16 protein-coding genes are annotated in these 17,820 nt (G+C 73.1%); 10 read left to right on the top strand and 6 right to left on the bottom strand.

The genetic code is table 11. The features are described from left to right. The first annotated feature begins 429 nt into the window (after window positions 1–429). From AB4091_RS11565 to AB4091_RS11555, 3 genes are all read left to right on the top strand, one after another. A complete protein-coding gene (locus AB4091_RS11565) occupies window positions 430–1,740 on the top strand; it encodes an HD-GYP domain-containing protein (protein WP_442291891.1) in 1,311 nt (436 codons plus the stop codon). Continuing rightward, window positions 1,737–3,032 carry an HD-GYP domain-containing protein gene (locus tag AB4091_RS11560; protein ID WP_442291890.1) on the top strand — a complete coding sequence of 432 codons (1,296 nt, stop codon included), beginning with the start codon at window positions 1,737–1,739 and terminating at the stop codon, window positions 3,030–3,032. The genes AB4091_RS11565 and AB4091_RS11560 overlap by 4 nt, the downstream gene beginning before the upstream one ends. 173 nt (window positions 3,033–3,205) lie before the next feature. After that, entirely contained in the window at window positions 3,206–4,390 is a 1,185-nt protein-coding gene (locus AB4091_RS11555) for an NAD(P)-dependent malic enzyme (RefSeq protein WP_442291889.1), read from the top strand. A 31-nt stretch (window positions 4,391–4,421) separates the two neighbouring features. On the opposite strand, the gene AB4091_RS11550 is transcribed toward AB4091_RS11555, so the two are convergent. The 3 genes from AB4091_RS11550 to AB4091_RS11540 are packed head-to-tail and all read right to left on the bottom strand — an operon-like array spanning window position 4,422 to window position 6,531. After that, window positions 4,422–5,105: an energy-coupling factor transporter transmembrane component T family protein gene (locus AB4091_RS11550; protein WP_442291888.1), complete on the bottom strand. Its 684-nt coding sequence runs from the start codon at window positions 5,103–5,105 to the stop codon at window positions 4,422–4,424. Beyond that, window positions 5,102–5,818, bottom strand: a complete 717-nt coding sequence (locus AB4091_RS11545; protein ID WP_442291887.1) for an energy-coupling factor ABC transporter ATP-binding protein — start codon at window positions 5,816–5,818, stop codon at window positions 5,102–5,104. The genes AB4091_RS11550 and AB4091_RS11545 overlap by 4 nt, the downstream gene beginning before the upstream one ends. A gap of 38 nt (window positions 5,819–5,856) precedes the next feature. Next, a complete protein-coding gene (locus AB4091_RS11540; protein ID WP_442291886.1) occupies window positions 5,857–6,531 on the bottom strand; it encodes a biotin transporter BioY in 675 nt (224 codons plus the stop codon). A 51-nt stretch (window positions 6,532–6,582) separates the two neighbouring features. On the opposite strand from AB4091_RS11540, the gene AB4091_RS11535 reads away from it, so the two are divergent. Continuing rightward, window positions 6,583–7,554 carry a zinc-binding dehydrogenase gene (locus AB4091_RS11535; RefSeq protein ID WP_442291885.1) on the top strand — a complete coding sequence of 324 codons (972 nt, stop codon included), beginning with the start codon at window positions 6,583–6,585 and terminating at the stop codon, window positions 7,552–7,554. A gap of 39 nt (window positions 7,555–7,593) precedes the next feature. Here the strand turns inward: AB4091_RS11535 and AB4091_RS11530 are convergent, their stop codons facing one another. After that, complete coding sequence (locus AB4091_RS11530; protein WP_442291884.1) at window positions 7,594–8,652, bottom strand: coenzyme F420-0:L-glutamate ligase; 1,059 nt, start codon at window positions 8,650–8,652, stop codon at window positions 7,594–7,596. Beyond that, a complete protein-coding gene (gene cofD, locus AB4091_RS11525; protein WP_442291883.1) occupies window positions 8,649–9,686 on the bottom strand; it encodes a 2-phospho-L-lactate transferase in 1,038 nt (345 codons plus the stop codon). The genes AB4091_RS11530 and cofD overlap by 4 nt, the downstream gene beginning before the upstream one ends. Window positions 9,687–9,931: 245 nt before the next feature. Between cofD and AB4091_RS11520 the strand changes: the two genes are divergently transcribed. From AB4091_RS11520 to AB4091_RS11510, 3 genes are all read left to right on the top strand, one after another. Then, window positions 9,932–10,198 carry a WhiB family transcriptional regulator gene (locus AB4091_RS11520; RefSeq protein WP_442291882.1) on the top strand — a complete coding sequence of 89 codons (267 nt, stop codon included), beginning with the start codon at window positions 9,932–9,934 and terminating at the stop codon, window positions 10,196–10,198. Window positions 10,199–10,319: 121 nt separating this feature from the next. Continuing rightward, window positions 10,320–13,514, top strand: coding sequence for a glycosyltransferase family 2 protein (locus tag AB4091_RS11515; RefSeq protein ID WP_442291881.1), 3,195 nt, complete (start codon window positions 10,320–10,322; stop codon window positions 13,512–13,514). Beyond that, window positions 13,511–14,974: a DUF5719 family protein gene (locus AB4091_RS11510; protein WP_442291880.1), complete on the top strand. Its 1,464-nt coding sequence runs from the start codon at window positions 13,511–13,513 to the stop codon at window positions 14,972–14,974. The genes AB4091_RS11515 and AB4091_RS11510 overlap by 4 nt, the downstream gene beginning before the upstream one ends. Before the next feature lie 90 nt (window positions 14,975–15,064). Here the strand turns inward: AB4091_RS11510 and AB4091_RS11505 are convergent, their stop codons facing one another. Beyond that, on the bottom strand, window positions 15,065–15,499 hold the full coding sequence (locus tag AB4091_RS11505) for a metallopeptidase family protein (RefSeq protein WP_442291879.1): 435 nt from the start codon (window positions 15,497–15,499) through the stop codon (window positions 15,065–15,067). 203 nt (window positions 15,500–15,702) lie between these two features. Between AB4091_RS11505 and AB4091_RS11500 the strand changes: the two genes are divergently transcribed. From AB4091_RS11500 to AB4091_RS11490, 3 genes are read left to right on the top strand one after another with little or no spacing between them, the layout of a single operon-like run. After that, window positions 15,703–16,095: a DUF3499 domain-containing protein gene (locus tag AB4091_RS11500; protein WP_442291878.1), complete on the top strand. Its 393-nt coding sequence runs from the start codon at window positions 15,703–15,705 to the stop codon at window positions 16,093–16,095. Window positions 16,096–16,103: 8 nt separating this feature from the next. After that, a complete protein-coding gene (locus AB4091_RS11495; protein ID WP_442291877.1) occupies window positions 16,104–17,612 on the top strand; it encodes a phosphomannomutase/phosphoglucomutase in 1,509 nt (502 codons plus the stop codon). Beyond that, window positions 17,609–17,812, top strand: coding sequence for a Trm112 family protein (locus AB4091_RS11490; RefSeq protein ID WP_442291876.1), 204 nt, complete (start codon window positions 17,609–17,611; stop codon window positions 17,810–17,812). The genes AB4091_RS11495 and AB4091_RS11490 overlap by 4 nt, the downstream gene beginning before the upstream one ends. The last annotated feature ends 8 nt before the right edge of the window (window positions 17,813–17,820 follow it).

Below are 17,820 nucleotides of genomic sequence, written 5' to 3'. Positions count from 1 at the left end.
CTCGTCCCCGTACGGGCACGAAGCCCCGATTCTTCCACAACCGGAGTGAGTGGCCCAATTGGGGGACGATTCGCCCACCTCATTGCCCCTTCAACGGTAAAATCTTGGTATGGATCCGGTCGACGGCGATCGGATCCCTTACGTGCGCCTGCTGATTCTGGGACGCTGCCTACCGAGGGAAACCTCAGTTGTTCTGTGCTGCCGCAGCAACGCCCCTCCATGGCGCACGCATCCGGAACACCTTTTGAGTCAAGGAGCCCCCCAACATGTTCGCTGCCCTGCTGTCAGCACTCGCCACCAACGACTACGCCACCCGTGCCATCCTCGCCATCTCGAGCGTCTGGGGCTGGACCGGCTGACCACACACCAGACACTGGACGGCACCGGGGCCCCTGAGGGCCTCGGTGCCGTCCCAGTACGGTGACGAACATGAGCAAGGCAGCAGCTGCGAGCGGGCGCTCCCGGTGGCTACCGGCCTACCTCGGGTTCGTCCTTGCCACCTCCGTGGCGGTCGGTGCCTGCGCGTGGGTCGTGCTTCCGCGGCCCCAGCTGGGGCCCGTCCTCCTGCTCTGCCTCATGGGGCTGGTCAGCTTTCAGATCAGAGAACCGGAAGCAGCGTCGCGGATCAGCTTCTCCTTCCTCTCGATCATCCTCGTGGCCTCCGCGGCGATCGTCGGCGTCTTCGGGGCCTGGCTCGTCGGCACCCTCTCCATGCTCATCGACCGTCGACAACGTCGATGGTCGGCGACCATGTTCAACGCCGCCATGAGCGGCCTGCTGGGAGCGGCGGGTGCGCTCACCTATGCGCTGCTCGGTGGTGAGGAGGGCGACGGCATGCTGGGCATGCACACGAGTGACCTCGCCGCCAGGGTCGGGTGGCCGCTGCTCGCCGCCGACGTCGTGGCGTGCCTCGTCAACGCGGTGCTGCTCGCCGGAGTCATCCATCTCGACCAGGGCGTCCCGTTCGGCGTCGTCGTGCGCCGGGCGCTCACCGGGTCCGGGGTCGCCTACATCGGCTACGGCATCATCGGGCTCCTCTTCGTGATCCTGTGGTTCCCGGCGGGACTGGGAGCCTTCAGCGCCCTTCTGATCATGGCGCCGCTCCTGGCTGCGAGATGGGCGTTCGTCCAGTACGGCGAGGAGATGCGCTCGCACGAACGGACCATCGACACGCTGGTGACCGCCCTCGGCACGAAGGAGCCGGCGGCGGTCGACCGGAGCCAGCGCGCGGCGGCGCTTGCCGAGTGGGTGGCCGAGGAGCTCGGCCTCCCACCGGGCCAGATCGGCACGGTGCGGTATGCCGCGACCCTGCACGAGATCGGCCACCTCGGCGTCGCCACCCGGTTGCTGCGCCGACCGGTCGACTCGCTGACGACGGCCGAGCGGAGCGTCCTCGACCGGCACTGCGTCATGGGCGCCCGGATGATCGAGGGCATCGACTTCCTCGAGGAGGCACGGTCGGGCATCCGGCACCAGCACGAGCGCTTCGACGGCAGCGGCCGGCCCGACGGCATCGCGGGCGACGCGATCCCGGTCGCCGCCCGCATCGTCGCCGTCGTCGCAGCGGTCGAGCGCGCCCTCGTCGACCCGGCGACAGGCGGCCGGGCGGCCATCGCCGACGTGGCCCGGCAGCTCCAGGGCGACCCCGGTCGCTTCGACCCCGAGGTCGTGGCGGCCACCATCGTCGCGCTGGACAAGCACGGTGTGCCCGCCAGGACCCCGTCGGGGGTGTCGCCGTGACGGGCACCCTTCGCCGCGAGCCGGTCGCCGCCGTGCTGGGCCTGCTCGGCCTGGTCGTCTCCCTGGTGGTGACGATCCGAAGTGGAGACGTGCCGCCGCTGCGTGACCAGGCCACCTTCGCCGCGGTCTCCACCTTCGCCCTCGCGATCGTGCTGGGGGAGTGGTTCCACATCACCGCACCCGGCTTCCGCGGCGGGGCGCCCATCGCCATGGCCGCAGCGTTCGGGCTCGCCCTGACCACCGAGATGCCCGCCGGCGAGCAGCTGCCCTACGGCCCCGCCTTCGTGCTGTCCGTGACGGCCGTGTCGATGGCGCTAGGAGCCACGGTGCGCGTCGTCGCCGGTCGAGAGACGAGCATCGTGGAGACAACGGGCCGCTTCGTCGCGATCCTCGTGGCCACGCTGGTCTACCGCGTCGCCGTGCTCGGGCAGGACCCCGCCACGCCCGCCGCCGACAAGACCCCGGTGCCGTGGCAGCACGCGCTCCTCCTGCTCGGCATCTGCATGCTCGCCCTCGTCACCGACGCACTCTTCACGTCGGTCATGCGGGTCCTGTCGGCCGCCGTCAGCCTGCGGCGCACGTTCGTCGAGGAGTTCCAGTCGTCGTTCGCGCTGTCGATGGCGGTCGCGGTGACGGGCGTGCTCGTCGCCCTCGCCGCCCGGCCGCTCGGCGTCGTGGCCCTGCCGCTCTTCCTCATGCCGCTGGTGCTCACGCTCTTCGCGTTCCGTCGCTACGTCAGCATCCGAGCCACCTACCTCCAGAGCATCCGCACCCTGTCCCGTCTCACCGACGCGGCCGGCTACACCCCGGCAGGCCATTCGGAGCGCGTCGCCGCCCTCTCGGTGCGGGTGGGCCGCGAGCTCGGTCTCTCCGAGCGTGAGCTGCTCGACCTCGAGTACGCCGCTCTGCTGCACGACATCGGTCAGGTGGCGCTGGTCGAGCCGATCCCGGGTGGCGCCACGGTGCTCGCCGCGCCGGCTGACCAGCGTCGCATCGAGGCCGACACCGTGGCGATCGTGCGCGAGACGGGGGTCTTCGACGGCGTGGCCAAGATCCTCGAGCACCAGACCACCCCGTACCGCCAGGTGCGCGAGCTCGGCGAGGAGATCCCGATGACGAGCCGCATCGTCAAGGTGGTCAACGCCTACGAGGACCTCACGGCCGGCGCCCGCAGCGCGCGGGCACGCGACGCGGCCGTGGAGCGCATCTACCTCGGGCTCGGCTACGAGTACGACCCGAGAGTCGTCGACGCGCTGCTCAAGTCCATCGACAGCGGGGTCCAGGCCGGCTGAGACTGCCATCACACCCCGCGCCGCGCTCTGGGCCGCGGCCTCCCGCCGTGCCAGACTGACGGCTTCGGGCAACCCCCGTCGCGAGAACGAGTCCTGCAGGCCAGACCCCCGGCACTGTTCCACCAGTGAGGGCGCCTGCCCTCTTCTTCTCCATGCGAACGAGGTGTTCCAGCATGAGTGCGTTGCCCACCAGCCAGCTCTTCGACCCGAGCGACCCGGTCTTCCGCGTCCACGAGGGCGGCAAGCTCGGGGTACACGCCACGTCGCACCTGCGCGACGCAGGCGACCTCTCCCTCCTCTACACGCCGGGCGTGGCCCAGGTGTCCCTGGCCATCGCGGCCGAGCCGGCCCTGGCCGCGGTCTACACCTCCCGGCGCAACACCGTCGCGGTCGTCAGCGACGGCACGGCCGTGCTCGGACTGGGCGACATCGGCCCGCTCGCGGCCCTGCCCGTCATGGAAGGCAAGGCGGTGCTCTTCAAGCACTTCGCGGACGTCGACGCCGTGCCGGTCTGCATGCAGACCGGCACCGTGGACGAGATCGTCGAGGCAGTCGCCCGCATCGCACCCACCTACGGCGGCATCAACCTCGAGGACATCTCGGCGCCCCGGTGCTTCGAGATCGAGCGGCGTCTGCAGGAGCAGCTCGACATCCCCGTCTTCCACGACGACCAGCACGGGACGGCGATCGTCGCGCTGGCCGCGCTGCTCAACGCCGTGCAGGTCGTCGAGAAGGACCTCGCCGGCCTGAGGGTCGTCGTGTCGGGCGCCGGTGCGGCCGGTGTCGCCGTGAGCAGGATCCTGCTGGGTGCGGGCGTGCGCGACGTCGTCGTCGTCGACTCGCGGGGCGTGCTGGGTCCCGACCGCGACGACCTCGCCCCGCACAAGGAGGAGCTGCGTCAGGTGACCAACCCGCGCGGCGTCACCGGGGGCATCGGTGACGCGCTGTCCGGCGCGGACGTGCTCATCGGCGTCTCGGGAGGCACGGTGGCCGAGCGCGACCTCCTCCGGATGGCACCGCGTGCCGTCATCTTCGCGCTCGCCAACCCCGACCCGGAGGTGCACCCGGTCGTGGCCGCGCGCTTCGCCGAGGTGGTCGCCACCGGACGGTCGGACTTCCCGAACCAGATCAACAACGTGCTGGCGTTCCCCGGGATCTTCCGTGGCGCTCTCGACTCCGGGGCTCGTCGTGTCACGGAGGAGATGAAGCTGGCCGCGGCAGGTGCGATCGCGAGCCTGGTCGAGAACCCGACGGCCGACCGCGTCGTGCCGAGCGTGTTCGACGAGCGCGTCGCGCCGGTCGTGGCGGCTGCCGTGTCGGCGCTCGTGCCCGAGAGAGGTCGTCCGACGACGGCCTGACGCCAGGCGTCGTCGCCGCCGGCCACCGCACTCAGTGGCCGGCGGCGGCGCCGTGCTCGGGCATCCCGCCTTCAGCCGGGCCCCGCAGCCTGCGCTCGTCGGCGGCCGGGTCGACGAGCCCTCGCGCGGCCAGGGCCTCGCCGGTGGAGCGGGCGAACGCGACCACGTGCACCACCGTGGGCACGACGACGGCCCGGGGGTTGCGGTCCAGGCCTCGGGCTCGAGCGGACTGCCGGACGCTCGAGAACGACCCGGCCACCCAGGGCACCGAACGGACCACGATGCCGAGCGTCAGCGCGACGACCTCAGGGTCGACGAGGCGACGAAACGGGCGGGCGGCGCGCGCCGCCCCGTCGAGCAGGTCGGTGACCGGGGTCGTGGCCGTGAGGATGCCCGCTGCGACGAACCCGTTGGCGATCCCGAGGACGACCCGGACGGCATGGGCCAGGTCGGACGACCACCACTGGAAGGCGAGGAGCACGACCAGCAGGGGCAGCAGTCCCCGCATCGACCGTGCCAGCCGGCGGGCAGGCAGGCGGGTCGAGACGATCACCAGCGCGAGCCCGACCGAGACGACGGCGAGCGGCCACGCCGACCGTGCCAGCCATGGTGACGCCCCGACGAGCAGGACCCCGGCGAGCTTGGCCCACAACGGCATCCGGTGCACGAACGACGTGCCGGGGACGTGGGCGGTGAAGAGCCCGTGCGCCGTCACGACTCGTCGACCAGCGACTGGTAGCGCTCGACGGCGTCGGCGGGAGCTCCGTCGAACACCAGCCGACCCGAGTCGACCACGAGGGTGCGTTCGGCGGTGAGCGCGAGATCCAGGTCGTGGGTGGCGATGACGACCGTCTGCGGCAGCGTGTCGAGCAGCTCGCGCAGGCGGCGCGTGTTGCGCCGGTCGAGCAGGGTGGTCGGCTCGTCGAGCACGAGCAGCGTGGGGTCGGTGGCGAGCACGGCGGCGAGGGCCATCAGCTGGCGCTCGCCGCCGGACAGGTCGTAGACGCTCTGGTCGGCGAGGTGGCCCAGGCCGAACCGTTCGAGCACCTCGTGCGCCGCCTGCCGGCGCTCACTGCGCGACCGGTGACGGCGTCGGAGCGACAGCTCGACGTCCTCACGTCCGGTCGGCATGACGAGCTGCGACAGCGGGTCGGTGAAGGCGAAGGCGACGCGACGGCGGACCCGGGCTCCCTGACGCACGGTGTCGAGGCCGTCGACCGTGACGGTTCCCGAGGTCGGCGCGACGAGCCCGTTGAGGAGGCGGAGCAGGGTCGACTTGCCCGAGCCGTTGGCGCCGATGACGCTGACCCGGCGCTCGTCGAGAGCCAGGTCGACGGGGCCGAGGATCGTGCGGGTGCGGTGGCCCGGCGAGTCGTCCAGCGGCACGTCCACGGTGGCCGCGGCGATGCGGACGGAGGTCGCCACCACGGCCTCAACCACCGGTCGCGCCCTGCGTCACGACGTGCTCAACGACGAGCCGCCCCGGCGGTGCGGTGACGCGGGCGCACGAGCACGTCGGGGAACGCACGGTGCACCGCCACGGCGGCCAGCACCGCGACGACGTCCTTGACGAGGTCGCCCGGCAGGAACGGCAGGTCGGCGGAGATCGCCGCGGCCGTCGGCAGCCTGAGGTTGACCATCAGCCCGACGACGCCGAGCACGTGCACGACGACGATGCTCGTGGCGACGGACGCGGCGACGAGGAGCGGCATCCAGAGGGCCTTGCGGGTGCGCCGGACCACGACCTGTGCGGCGAGACCGACCACGGCTGCCGCGACGACGAACGACACGAGGTAGCCGGCGGTGGGGCCGCTGAGCACCTGCAGCCCCGACTGGCCCCGGCTGAAGACCGGCAGGCCCACGAAACCGAGCAGCAGGTAGAGGAGCACGGCCACGGCACCGCGGCCGGGGCCCAGCACGAGTCCCGTGAGCATGACGGCGAGGGTCTGGAGGGTGATCGGCACCCCGAACCCGCCGAGCGGGATGCCGGGCACGACGGCAGCCGCGACGAGCAGCGCCGTGAAGACGGCCACCAGGGCCACGGACTGGGCATCGACGCCGCGCCGCGGGCCCGCTGCGGCGTCGATCGCCGGGGCGGCCGGTGCATCTGTGGGGGCGGTCACCCGGGTGTCGTCGGTCACGGCAGGACCCTACCGGGGCCCGAAGGATGCCCCGGTCACTAAGGTGCTGGAATGCTCGCTGCCTACGCCGCCAGTCAGTCCGCGTCCGACCCCCTCGCCGGCCTCGTCGTCGGCGAACGGCCCGACCCGGAGGCCCGGCCCGGCTGGGTCGTCGTCGACCTCCGCGCCGCAGCCCTCAACCACCACGACGTATGGTCGCTCAAGGGCGTGGGACTGGCCCCGGACCGGCTTCCGATGGTGCTCGGGTGCGACGGTGCCGGCGTCGACGCCGACGGCAACGAGGTCATCGTGCACGCCGTCGTCCCCTCCGAGGGATGGCGAGGCGACGAGACGCTCGACCCGCGGCGCACGCTCCTGTCGGAGCTGCACGACGGCACCCTCGCCGAGAAGGTGCTCGTGCCGGCCGGCAACGTCGTCCCCAAGCCCGGGTCGATGTCGTGGCAGACCGCGGCCTGCCTGTCGACGGCGTGGCTCACGGCCTACCGGATGCTCTTCACGAACTCCGGCGTGCGGCCTGGAGGCACCGTGCTCGTGCAGGGAGCCGGTGGCGGGGTCGCCACGGCGCTCGTCCAGCTCGGCGCAGCGGCGGGCTACCGCATGTGGGTGACCTCGCGGGACGAGGCCAGGGGTGAGCGGGCGCTCGCGATCGGCGCCGACCGCGTCTTCGCCTCAGGGGAGCGCCTGCCCGACCGCGTCGACGCCGTCATGGAGACCGTCGGGGCCGCGACGTGGAGCCACTCGATCAACAGCCTGCGCCCTGGCGGAACGGTGGTCATCTCCGGCGCGACCTCCGGTGACGCCCCGGCCAAGGCGGAGCTGACGAAGATCTTCTTCAAGCAGCTCCGCGTGGTCGGGTCGACGATGGGCACGCGCGAGGAGCTGGGCCAGCTCGCACGGCTCGTCGTGCAGCAGGGCATCGAGCCCGCTGTCGACTCAGTGCTGCCGCTCGCCGACGCCCGCGACGGGTTCGCGCGGATGGTCGAGGGCGACGTCTTCGGCAAGGTCGTCTTCACCGTCGGCTGACACCCTGCACCGACGCGCGGCGCAGCACGTGGAGGGGTCTCAGCCGGCCTGGGCCCCTGCCACGTGCACCTCGACCGAGAGCCCGTCGGCCGAGGGGTGGCCCGGCGTGCCCGCCAGCCACTCGCACCACAGGGCGGTGCACAGGCGTGACACGAGCCGTCCGAGCTCGTATGCCGTGTCGGCGCCCAGCGTGACCGTGAGCGGGCCGATGTCCGCCGTGGCCGACGGGACACCGTGCAGCGCCACGCGCACGGCCCGACCCACGGCGTCGATGCGCGTGTCGGTGCCCGTCGGGGCGATGCCCACGGCCGTGGCCTCGGCGCTGCCGGGCTCGACTCCGAGGGCCGCACGGACCGCCTCGACCCGGCCGTAGCCGAACCAGTCGCCCGGACCCGTGCGCACGAGGTCTCGCCCGCGGGGGTGCGACTCCAGAGGCTCGGGCACCAGAGCCCCCGGCAGCCCCCGCAGCAACGCGGCCGGCACCGCCGACACCTTGCCCTTCGCGAGGTCGGCCGCGGCCGCGATCTCGTCGGCCACGGCCCGTGCCGTCACCTCGAGCGGCTTGCCGTCGGCGTCGGTGCCACCCCGGAGGTCGTCGAGCACCACCACCCCGTGGGCGCCGAGGGCGAAGTCGACCTGGCCGACCCGCCACGGGCGGCCCGCGGTGTCGCTGAGGACGATGCCCACGCGTACGCCATGTCTCTCGAGGAGCCCGTCGTGGAGCCGCTCGCAGACCGCGTCGGGATCGTGGGGGAGCAGCAGCCAGCCGCCGCGAGCGCCCGTGTTGGACCCGTCGACGCCGGCAGCCGCCATGATCGGCCCCGCCTTGGCCCGGACGATGCGGGTGACGCGGTCGCCGACGGCCCGCTCGGCGACCACGTACTCGGTCTCACCGCGCACGACGCGGTCCTTGTCGGGGTCGTGGGTGACGAGCCCGAGCGCCTTGCTCGCGATCTTGCTCGACACGACGATCACGTCACCGTCGGTGAGCGAGACGCCCGCGTGGTCGAGCCCCGTCTGGAGCATGTCGAGGAGGTCGTCGCCCTCGCTCACCTCAGGTATGCCGGTGAGCGGGGTGATCGTGATCGGACCGCTCACGCGCCGGCCCTCTGCGCGCGCAGTCGCATCGCGAGGTCGAGTGCCGCGCCCGCCATGTCGGCAGCCGCCTCGACGGAGCTCATCAGCAGCGGGCGGCGCAGCACCTGCAGACCACGTCTCTCGGGCATCGGGTCGTCCTCGTCGACGAGCCAGCCGTCGAGGAAGTCGGCGTAGAGCCCGGCCACCCCGGCGCTGGTCTCGTCGACACCGATGGTGCGCAGGCACACGTCGGCGTGCCCCCGGACCGGGCGGCCGCCCACGAGCGGCGAGATGCCGACGACCGGTGCCCGTGTGCCCCGCAGGGCGTCGCGCACGCCCGGGACTCCGAGGATGATGCCGATGGAGACGACCGGGTTGCTCGGCGGCAGGATGACGACGTCGGCCTCGCGGATGGCCTCGAGCACCCCGGGGGCGGGCGTCGCACGGTCGAGACCGGCGACGACGAAGCGCTCGGCAGGCAGCTCGGCCCGGTGCCTGACCCACCACTCCTGGAAGTGGATGGCGCGCTGCCCGTCGTCGCCGTCGGCCCGGACGACGACGTGCGTCTCCACGGGGGTGTCGGTCATGGGCAGCAGCCGGACTCCCAGGTCACCCAGCCCCCAGCGCGCGGACAGGCGCTCGGTGACGGCGCTCAGCGGCATACCTTGTCCGAGCAGCTGCGAGCGGTAGACGTGGGTGGCGAAGTCCTTGTCGCCCAGGGTGAACCACTGGGGCTCGGCCCCCAGGGCGGCCAGCTCGCCCGCGAGGCTGTGCGTCTCGTCTGCCCGGCCCCAGCCCTGGCCCTCGTGGATGCCGCCGCCCAGCGTGTAGAGCAGGGTGTCGATGTCGGGACACACCCGAAGTCCGAAGAGGGTGATGTCATCGCCGGTGTTGCCGATGACCGTCAGCTCGACCGGCTCGTGCTGACCGGTCTGACCGGCCTGACCGGTCTGATCGGCGTCGGGGCCCACTGGGTAGGACCGTCGGGCGTGGTGGAGCAGGCCCCGGAGGAACCGGGCGCCGCCGACTCCTCCGGCCAGGGCGGTGATGCGCATGCATCGATCCTCTCAGCAGGCCGTCCCCCTCACCTCGTGCGGGGTCCCCACGGACATTTCCGGCAGCAAATATCACTATCGGGCTTGACGTGGGGCGTATGACACGCATGTAATTTCATTGTTGTATTCGTTCTCTCCGGAGTTCCTGGGAGGAAAGGGTCAGTTCCCCCCATTCCTGCCGAAAACCGCTGGTGACGGGTACAGCATGTGCTGACGCAAAGTGCAGTCAGGGTCGAGGAGGGGTCATGCACGAGCTGATGGTGGTTTGGTCGGAGACGGGCGAGCAGGAGGGCGAGCTCTCCTGGCAGGAGCGCTCGCTCTGCGCCCAGACCGACCCGGAGGCGTTCTTCCCGGAGAAGGGCGGCTCCACGCGCGAGGCCAAGAAGGTCTGCGTGGGTTGCGAGGTGCGTTCGGAATGCCTCGAGTACGCCCTGTCCAATGACGAGCGATTCGGCATCTGGGGCGGACTGTCCGAGCGGGAGCGCCGCAAGCTGAAGAAGCGCGCGGTCTGATCGTGAGGTACGAACCCGGCACCGTGCCGTTCGCGCCGGTGTCCGGGTGAAGGTAGCCGCTGTGCCCGACGAGCTCACCACCGACCGAAGCACCCCCGCAGGCGCGGGGAGTGTGTCGTCCGTGTCGCTGTCTGCCCCTCCCTCCACCGGGCAGCGACCGAACGCGACGGTCGATGCGGTCGTCGTCGTGCACAACGGGGCTGCGTGGCTGGCGCAGTGTCTCGACGGCCTGGCCGCCCAGACGCTGCCGCCAGCGCGGCTCGTCATCGTGGACGTCGCGAGCACCGACACCTCCAGAGCCATCGCCACGGCGCACCAAGGCGTGCGGGCGAGGATCCGCTCCGTCGAGGTGCTCCCGCTCGACTCGCGCGTGCCCGTCGGTCGCGCCATCGAGCGCGGCATCGCCCGGCTGCCGGTGGGGGACGACGCGTCGTCGAGCTGGGTCTGGGTGCTGCACGACGACACCGTTCCGCGCGCGAACGCCCTTGCGCAGCTGCTCCAGGCCGGTCTGGGCTCGAAGTCCGTCGGCGTGGCCGGCCCCAAGATCGTCAGCTGGGAGGACCCCCGGCGACTCGTCGAGATGGGCATCCAGATCACCCGCACCGGGCGGCGCCTCGCGTCACCCGCTCGCGGCGAGGCCGACCAGGGCCAGTACGACCACCGCGCCGACGTGCTCGCGGTGAGCACGAGCGGCATGCTCGTGCGGCGCTCCGCGTACGACGACCTCGGCGGGTTCGACCCGGCCTTCGTCGAGCACGGAGCCGATCTCGACTTCGGCTGGCGGGCCCAGCTCGCCGGCCACCGCGTCGTGGTCGTGCCCGCAGCCGTCGTGCGCGACGCCTCCGCGAGCCTCGATGGCGAGCGCCCGGGCGGGGCCCGGCCCAGGGAGCTCGAGCGTCGCGGCCGACGCGCGGCCCGACAGGTCACGCTGGCCCGCTGCTCACCCTTCGCGGCCCCCTTCCTCGCGCTCTGGATGGCGCTCTCGGCCCTCGTGGCCTCGTTCACCCTGCTGGTGGCGAAGCGACCGAGGCAGGCATGGCGTGAGCTGACCGACGTCTCGGCCCTGCTCCACCCCTTCGCGACGCTCGCCGCGCGCTGGCGCGGGCGCCGCACCAAGCGACTGCGCCGTGACCATCTCGGCACCCTGTTCGTGGCGCCCGGCGTGGCCGCCCGCACGACGGTCGACCACATCCAGGACGCCATCACCCCCGAGCGCGCGCGGGCCCGCCGCGAGGCTGCCGCCACCACCGAGACCGGTCCCGTGGCCGACGAGTCCGAGTCGCTCGACCACCTCCCGGCCTCGCTGCCGCGCCGCATCGCGAGCCATCCCGGGTTCCTCGCCGTCGCCGCCGTGCTCGTCACCACGGTGGTGGCCTGGCGCGATGCCATCCGCACCGGGGCCCTTTCGCCCACCAACACCGGGGTCGCCGGTGGCGAGCTGCGTCCCGTCACGTCCGGGGCCGCGGGCCTGTGGCACGCCTTCCGCGACGCCTGGCACGGCGCCGGCCTCGGCACCGGGGCCGACTCGGGGCCGCACCTGGCCGTCCTGTCGTTGCTGACCTGGCTCGCCGAACGCGTGCCCGGTGTCGCCGAGAGCCGGTCGAGCGCCGGGGTGACCATCGCGTGGCTGCTCTTCCTCGCCCCCGTGCTCGCGGCGTGGTCCGCCTACCTCGCGGCTCGCGTCGTCACGCCGGCCCGGGCCGCCCGCGCGCTCGGCGCCCTCGCCTGGGGCACCGCCGGTGTCGCGGCCGCCGGCATCTCGCAGGGGCGCGTCAGCGTCGCCGTGGTGCACGTGTTCCTGCCCTTCGTGCTGGCCGGCTTCGCCCTGGCGGCCCGCCGCGACGGCACGTTCACGGCCACCTTCGCCACGGCGCTCGCGACGGCGGTGCTCGGTGCCTTCGCCCCGCCGCTGCTCGGCCTCTCGGCCGTGGCCGCCCTGGTGCTGCTGGTCCTGGGTCCGGGCCTGCGGCGGCCGCGCGCCCTCGTGCTCCTCGTCGTCCCGGCTGCCCTGCTCGGCCCCTGGGCCGCCCGCTTCGTCGAGGACTGGCGGCTGCTGCTGTCCGGACCCGGCCTCGTGTCGACCTCCGACGACCAAGGACCGTGGGGGGTCCTGGCCATGGTGCTCGGTGAGCCCGGCAGGGCCGGCGTCGTTGTCTGGCTCGGGGCTCCGCTGGTGGTCCTGGGCGTGCTCGGCTTCGCCGTCCGCGGTCGCAGCCGAGCCGAGTCGGTCGGGCTCGTGGCAGGTTCTCTCGTGGCCCTGATCGGCCTGGCCGGGGCCCTGGCCTCCCAGCGAGTCGTGCTCGGCTCGGCCGAGACCGGAGTGGGCCAGTCCGGCCCCGCCCACCTGTGGGCGGGCCTCGGGGTCCAGCTGTGGCTGGCCGGGCTGGTCGTCGGCCTGCTGGCCGGGAGCCGCCCCGTCCTCGCCTCCCTCCAGCGTCCCGGCCGCCGCTGGGGCTTCGCAGCGGGCGTGGCCGCGGCCGCCCTCGCCGTGCTGCCGGTCGTCACCGCCGCCGGGCTGCAGGCGTACGACGGCCTCGGGCGCACGCTGTCCGTCGGTCAGGCGACCCTGCCCGCCGTCGCCGTCGACCAGGGCAGCGGCCCGCTCGGCAACCGCCTGCTCGTGCTCCGCCCGTCCGACCAGGTCGTGGACTTCGTGCTGGCCGGACAGGAGCCGGGTGAGGTCCTTCGCGATCTCGACCGGGTCCCCGATGCCGACGACGCACCGCTCGTCGACGCGGTGGCGAACATCGTGGGCGGCCGCGGGGCCAACTCCCTCGACTCCACCACCCTCGCCCGGCTGGGCATCGGCTACGTGCAGGTCGCAGCGACGAGCGACTCGCCCCTGACGCGACGGCTCGACTCCTCCGCGGGGCTGAGCCGGTTGGGGGCGAACGAGCGGGGGATCCTCTGGAAGGTCCAGCCGCTCGGCGGAGCCGACGGAGCCTCGGTCGCCACGGCGCCGTCACGGGCGCGGCTCGTCGACGCCGACGGCGCCCTGCTCCAGGTCGTCCCCACCACGGGACCGCACGCCGCCGTCGACACCACGATCCCCGCGGGCCCGGGCCGGCGGCTCCTCGTGCTGGCCGAGCCGACCGAGTGGTCGGCACAGGCCGTCGTCACCTTCGACGGCCGGCGTCTCGACCCGCTGCCTGGCACCGTCCAGCCCACGTATGCCGTCCCCCCGACCTCCGGTGACCTCGTGGTCGATCTCGCCGCGGCCCAGCCCTGGTGGCGCCTGGGTCAGGCCCTCCTCGTCGGCCTCGTCGTCTTCCTTGCCCTGCCCTTCGGCAACCGCCGTTCGAGGAGGCGCTCATGAGCAGCACAGCCGGCATCGTCCGGGTCGCCTCGGTCACGGTCGTCGCGGCGGCGCTGGCCGTCGGCGCCACCCGCGTCGGCGGCACGCTGGGTCTCGCGACCGCCGGCGAACGTGCCGGCCTGCCCGAGTCGTCCAGCGTGCTCGTCGACGAGGCCGCCCTCGTGTGCCCGGGGCAGCAGCGTCTCGGGGCCGTCGGGCTGCGCGACGTCGCCGGCACGCTCTCGGTGGCCGCGGCCGCGCCGGAGTCCGGTGTGGTCACCGGGGTGCCCGCTGGAGGCAACGGCTCCGTCCGACTGTCGCTCGGCGCGTCGTCCACGGGCCTTGCGCAGACCGCGTCGGCAGGCAGCCTTGCCACCGCTGGCGTGTCGACGCCCGAGGTTGTCATCGCCGCAGCGAGCGGTGCCCTGGCGCCGGGCCTGGCCGCCACCCAGGTGTGGCGCCACACGGGCGACGACGACAGGGGGCTCGCGCTGACTCCCTGCCAGCTGCCGTCGTCCGACGTCTGGCTGGTGGGTGGCGGTGCCGGCCCGTCCCGCACCGAGCGCGTCATCGTCAGCAACCCTGGCGCGAATGCGGTGGCCGTGTCGATCGACGTGCTGGGCCGCTCAGGTCGCATCGAGGGCGCCGCCGACCGCAGCGTCGCGATCGCGCCCCTGTCCCGGCAGGTCATCTCGCTCGACGCCATCGCGCCCGACGAGGTCAGCCCGGTCGTGCACGTCGTTGCCACCGGAGGGGTCGTGTCAGCGGTTCTCGACGACCAGTGGATCTCCGGCGCCACAGGTCGCGGCATCGACGACTCCACCCGGGCGGCCGCCCCCGGCACCGACCTCGTCGTTCCGGGCGTCGACACCGCCGACCACGTCTGGCTGCGCCTGGCCAATCCCGGCGACACCGAGGCGCTCGCCCAGGTGCGACTGCTCGGGGCGAAGGGGGTGGAGCAGCCGGCCGGACTCCGCGCGGTCCGCGTGCCGGCGGGGTCGACCCTCGACGTGCCCGTGGTGGCGTCCTCGGCGTCGGGTCTGGGCATCCGCTCCGACCAGCCACTGGTGGCCGGCGCCTGGGCTGAGCGCCGAGCGAAGACCGCCGACCAGATGGGCGACTTCGCGTGGACCCCCGCCACACCACCCATCCTCGGTGTCGCCGGAGTGCTGTTGCCGGGGCTCGACGGATCCACGAAACGCCTTCTGCTCACGGCAGGTTCGGCCTCGAGCACCGTCTCGGTGCGCCTGGGCGGCAGTGGTGTCCCGAAGGTCTCGACCGTGACGGTCGCGCCCGACTCGACCGCCGTCGTCGACGCCGGCGGCGCGACTGCCGTGTGGGTCGTGCCGGTCAGCGGGACCGTGCGGGCGGCTGTGTCGGTGGCCGGGCAGGACGCCGGCGTGCCGTACTACTCGGTGGCGCCGCTCGTCGACGCCCCCGTGAGGGCGTTGTCGGTGCCGGTGCGCCAGGTCCGCAACTGACCCTCGCCCGAACCGATCCCCGGCGACGTCACCCGACGCCACCAGGCGTGAGTGCCCGTCAGCCGCGCCGTGCCCCTGCGACCGACCTCGTCACTCGCCGAACCCGGGGTCGAGCTCCTCGGGGGAGACCCCGAGGAGGCCGGCGACCTGCTCGGTGACGATGTCGGCGACGAGCGCGGCGACATCACGACGGTCGGTCACCCTGGTCTCGACGGGCCGGCGGTAGACGACGATGCGGGCCGGCCGGGCGCTGGTCGCGGGGTAGAGCCGCCCGAGCGGCACCTCGCGGTGGTCCCAGGGCGCCGGACCGCGTGGGACGTCCTCCACCGCGAACTCCACGGCAGGAAAGGCCCGACCGCAGGTCGCCTCCAGCCGAGCGGCAGCATCGAGCACGAAGTCGTCGAACTCGTCGCGCCGCGACGTCATGGCCGGCACCGGAGGCCAGGCCAACGGCCCCCGCTGGCCGCGCCCGTGCCGGTCGCGCCGGCGGCGCCGCGCAGGCGTACGGGGCGAGACGGTGTCCACGCCTCCACTCTAGATCGCGGCGCCTGCGGGAAGTCCCACCGAACCGCCGGCCGCAGGGCGTTCCGGCCTACGGCCGGCCCCGGTCGTCTGCGGTCACGTGCGATCGTCATCGGCCGTCCCCGGAGCCCCGACTCCGCCTCCGCAGCCGCTCGGACGGCGTGGTGATTCGTCCTCGGCGTGGGCGGGGGCTAGAGTCCCGGATCGTGGGTCTGACACGTGGTTGCTCGAAGACGGGATGCGCTCGCCCGGCCGTCGCGACCCTGACCTACGCCTACGCCGACCGGGCCGTCGTGGTCGGTCCGCTCGCGACGTACGCCGAGCCACACACGTACGACCTGTGCCTCGAGCACGCCGAGCGCATGACCGCTCCCCGGGGCTGGGAGGTCGTCCGCGTCGGCGGCGAGTTCCCCGAGCCCGTGCTCGCGGCCGACGACCTGCTCGCCCTCGCCGACGCCGTGCGCGAGGCCGGCCGTCCGCGCACCCCGCGTGGCAGCGACGCCCGCACCACGCCCAGGGGACAGGCCGACGCCGAGGCGGGCTCGGGCGCCGTCGAGGCCGGCCGTCGTGGGCACCTGCGCATCCTCAGGGACTCCTGACCACTAGGGTGTTCGGCGTGCCTCGCCTCGCAGACTTCGTCAAGGCCTACGACGTACGCGGAACCGTGCCCGACCAGCTGTCACCGGCAGTCGCACAGGCCCTCGGAGCCGCCTTCGCGGAAGTGGTCGCCGTGCCCGACGGGTCTGCCGGCATCGTCATCGGCCACGACATGCGGCCGAGCTCGCCGGAGCTGTCGGCAGCCTTCGCAGCCGGGGTGACCTCGCGCGGCGTCGACGTGACGATGATCGGTCTCTGCTCGACCGACGGTCTCTACTACGCCAGCGGCGCCCTCGACCTGCCGGGCGCGATGTTCACGGCCAGCCACAACCCGGCGCAGTACAACGGCATCAAGCTCTGTCGGTCGGCGGCGCGACCCGTCGGTCAGGACTCCGGTCTCGCCGAGATCCGCGACCTCGCCCAGTGGATGCTCGACGGTGGCTCGGGGCTGGCCCAGCCCGTGGGCGGTCCCGGCACGGTGACCACCCGAGACCTGCTGGGTGACTACGCGGCCTTCCTGCGGAGCCTCGTCGACCTCTCCGGCTCGCGCCCCCTCAAGGTCGTCGTCGATGCGGGCAACGGGATGGGCGGTCACACCGTGCCGGCCGTGCTGGGCACCGGCGCAGGGCTGCCCGAGCTTCCCCTCGAGGTCGTCCCCCTCTACTTCGAGCTCGACGGCACCTTCCCGAACCACGAGGCCAACCCGCTCGACCCGGCAAACCTCGTCGACCTGCAGGCGGCGGTGCGTGAGCACGGTGCCGACCTCGGTCTCGCCTTCGACGGTGACGCAGACCGTTGCTTCGTCGTCGACGCCGACGGCGAGCCCGTCTCGCCGAGCGCGGTCACGGGGCTCGTGGCGGTGCGCGAGATCGCCCGGGCCCGCGCCGGCGGCGACACCGACGTCGCGATCGTGCACAACGTCATCTCGAGCGCTGCGGTGCGCGAGGTGGTGCTCGAGGCGGACGCGACTCCTGTACGCACTCGGGTGGGGCACTCCTTCATCAAGGCCGAGATGGCCCGGGCCGGAGCGGTGTTCGGCGGCGAGCACTCCGCCCACTACTACTTCCGCGACTTCTGGTTCGCCGACACCGGCATGCTCGCCGCGCTCCACGTGCTGTCGGCCCTGGGCGAGCAGCAGGAGCCTCTCTCGGCCATCTGCGCCGACTTCGAGCGCTACGTCGCGTCGGGAGAGATCAACTCCACGGTGACCGACCAGGCCGCCGTCGTCGAGCAGGTGCGCGCCTGGGCGAAGGTCCGCGGCGCGGGCACCGACGAGCTCGACGGACTGACCGTGACCAGCCCGGAGGGTGAGTCGCCGACGTGGTGGTTCAACGTGCGCGCCTCCAACACCGAGCCGCTGCTGCGTCTCAACGTCGAGGCCGCCGACCGTGAGACGATGCAGGGCGTGCGCGACGAGCTGCTCGCCCTGATCCGCTCAGGCGCCGCAGCCGCCACCGCGGGCGACCAGACCGGGTCCACCACCAGCTCCACCACCCAGGACGCAGGAGACGCTTCGTGAGCCAGAGCCACCAGACCATCGAGCCGTGGCTGCGCGGGATCATCCGCTGCCCGCAGTGCAAGGGCGAGGTCACCGACGTGGCTGCCTCGGGTGGCACCGAGGTCGCAGAGCTGCGCTGCGACACCTGTCATCTCGCCTACCCCGTCGAGGGGGGCGTGCCGGTCCTGCTGGTCGACCTCGCCCGCCGCACCGACGGCTGAGGCCGGTG

Origin of the sequence: Terrabacter sp. 2RAF25 (genome assembly GCF_052115265.1) — a bacterium.
Taxonomy (GTDB): Bacteria; Actinomycetota; Actinomycetes; order Actinomycetales; family Dermatophilaceae; genus Terrabacter.
The sequence above is the reverse complement of the archived record's forward strand: the minus strand, read 5'-3'. Positions and strand labels throughout refer to the sequence as shown.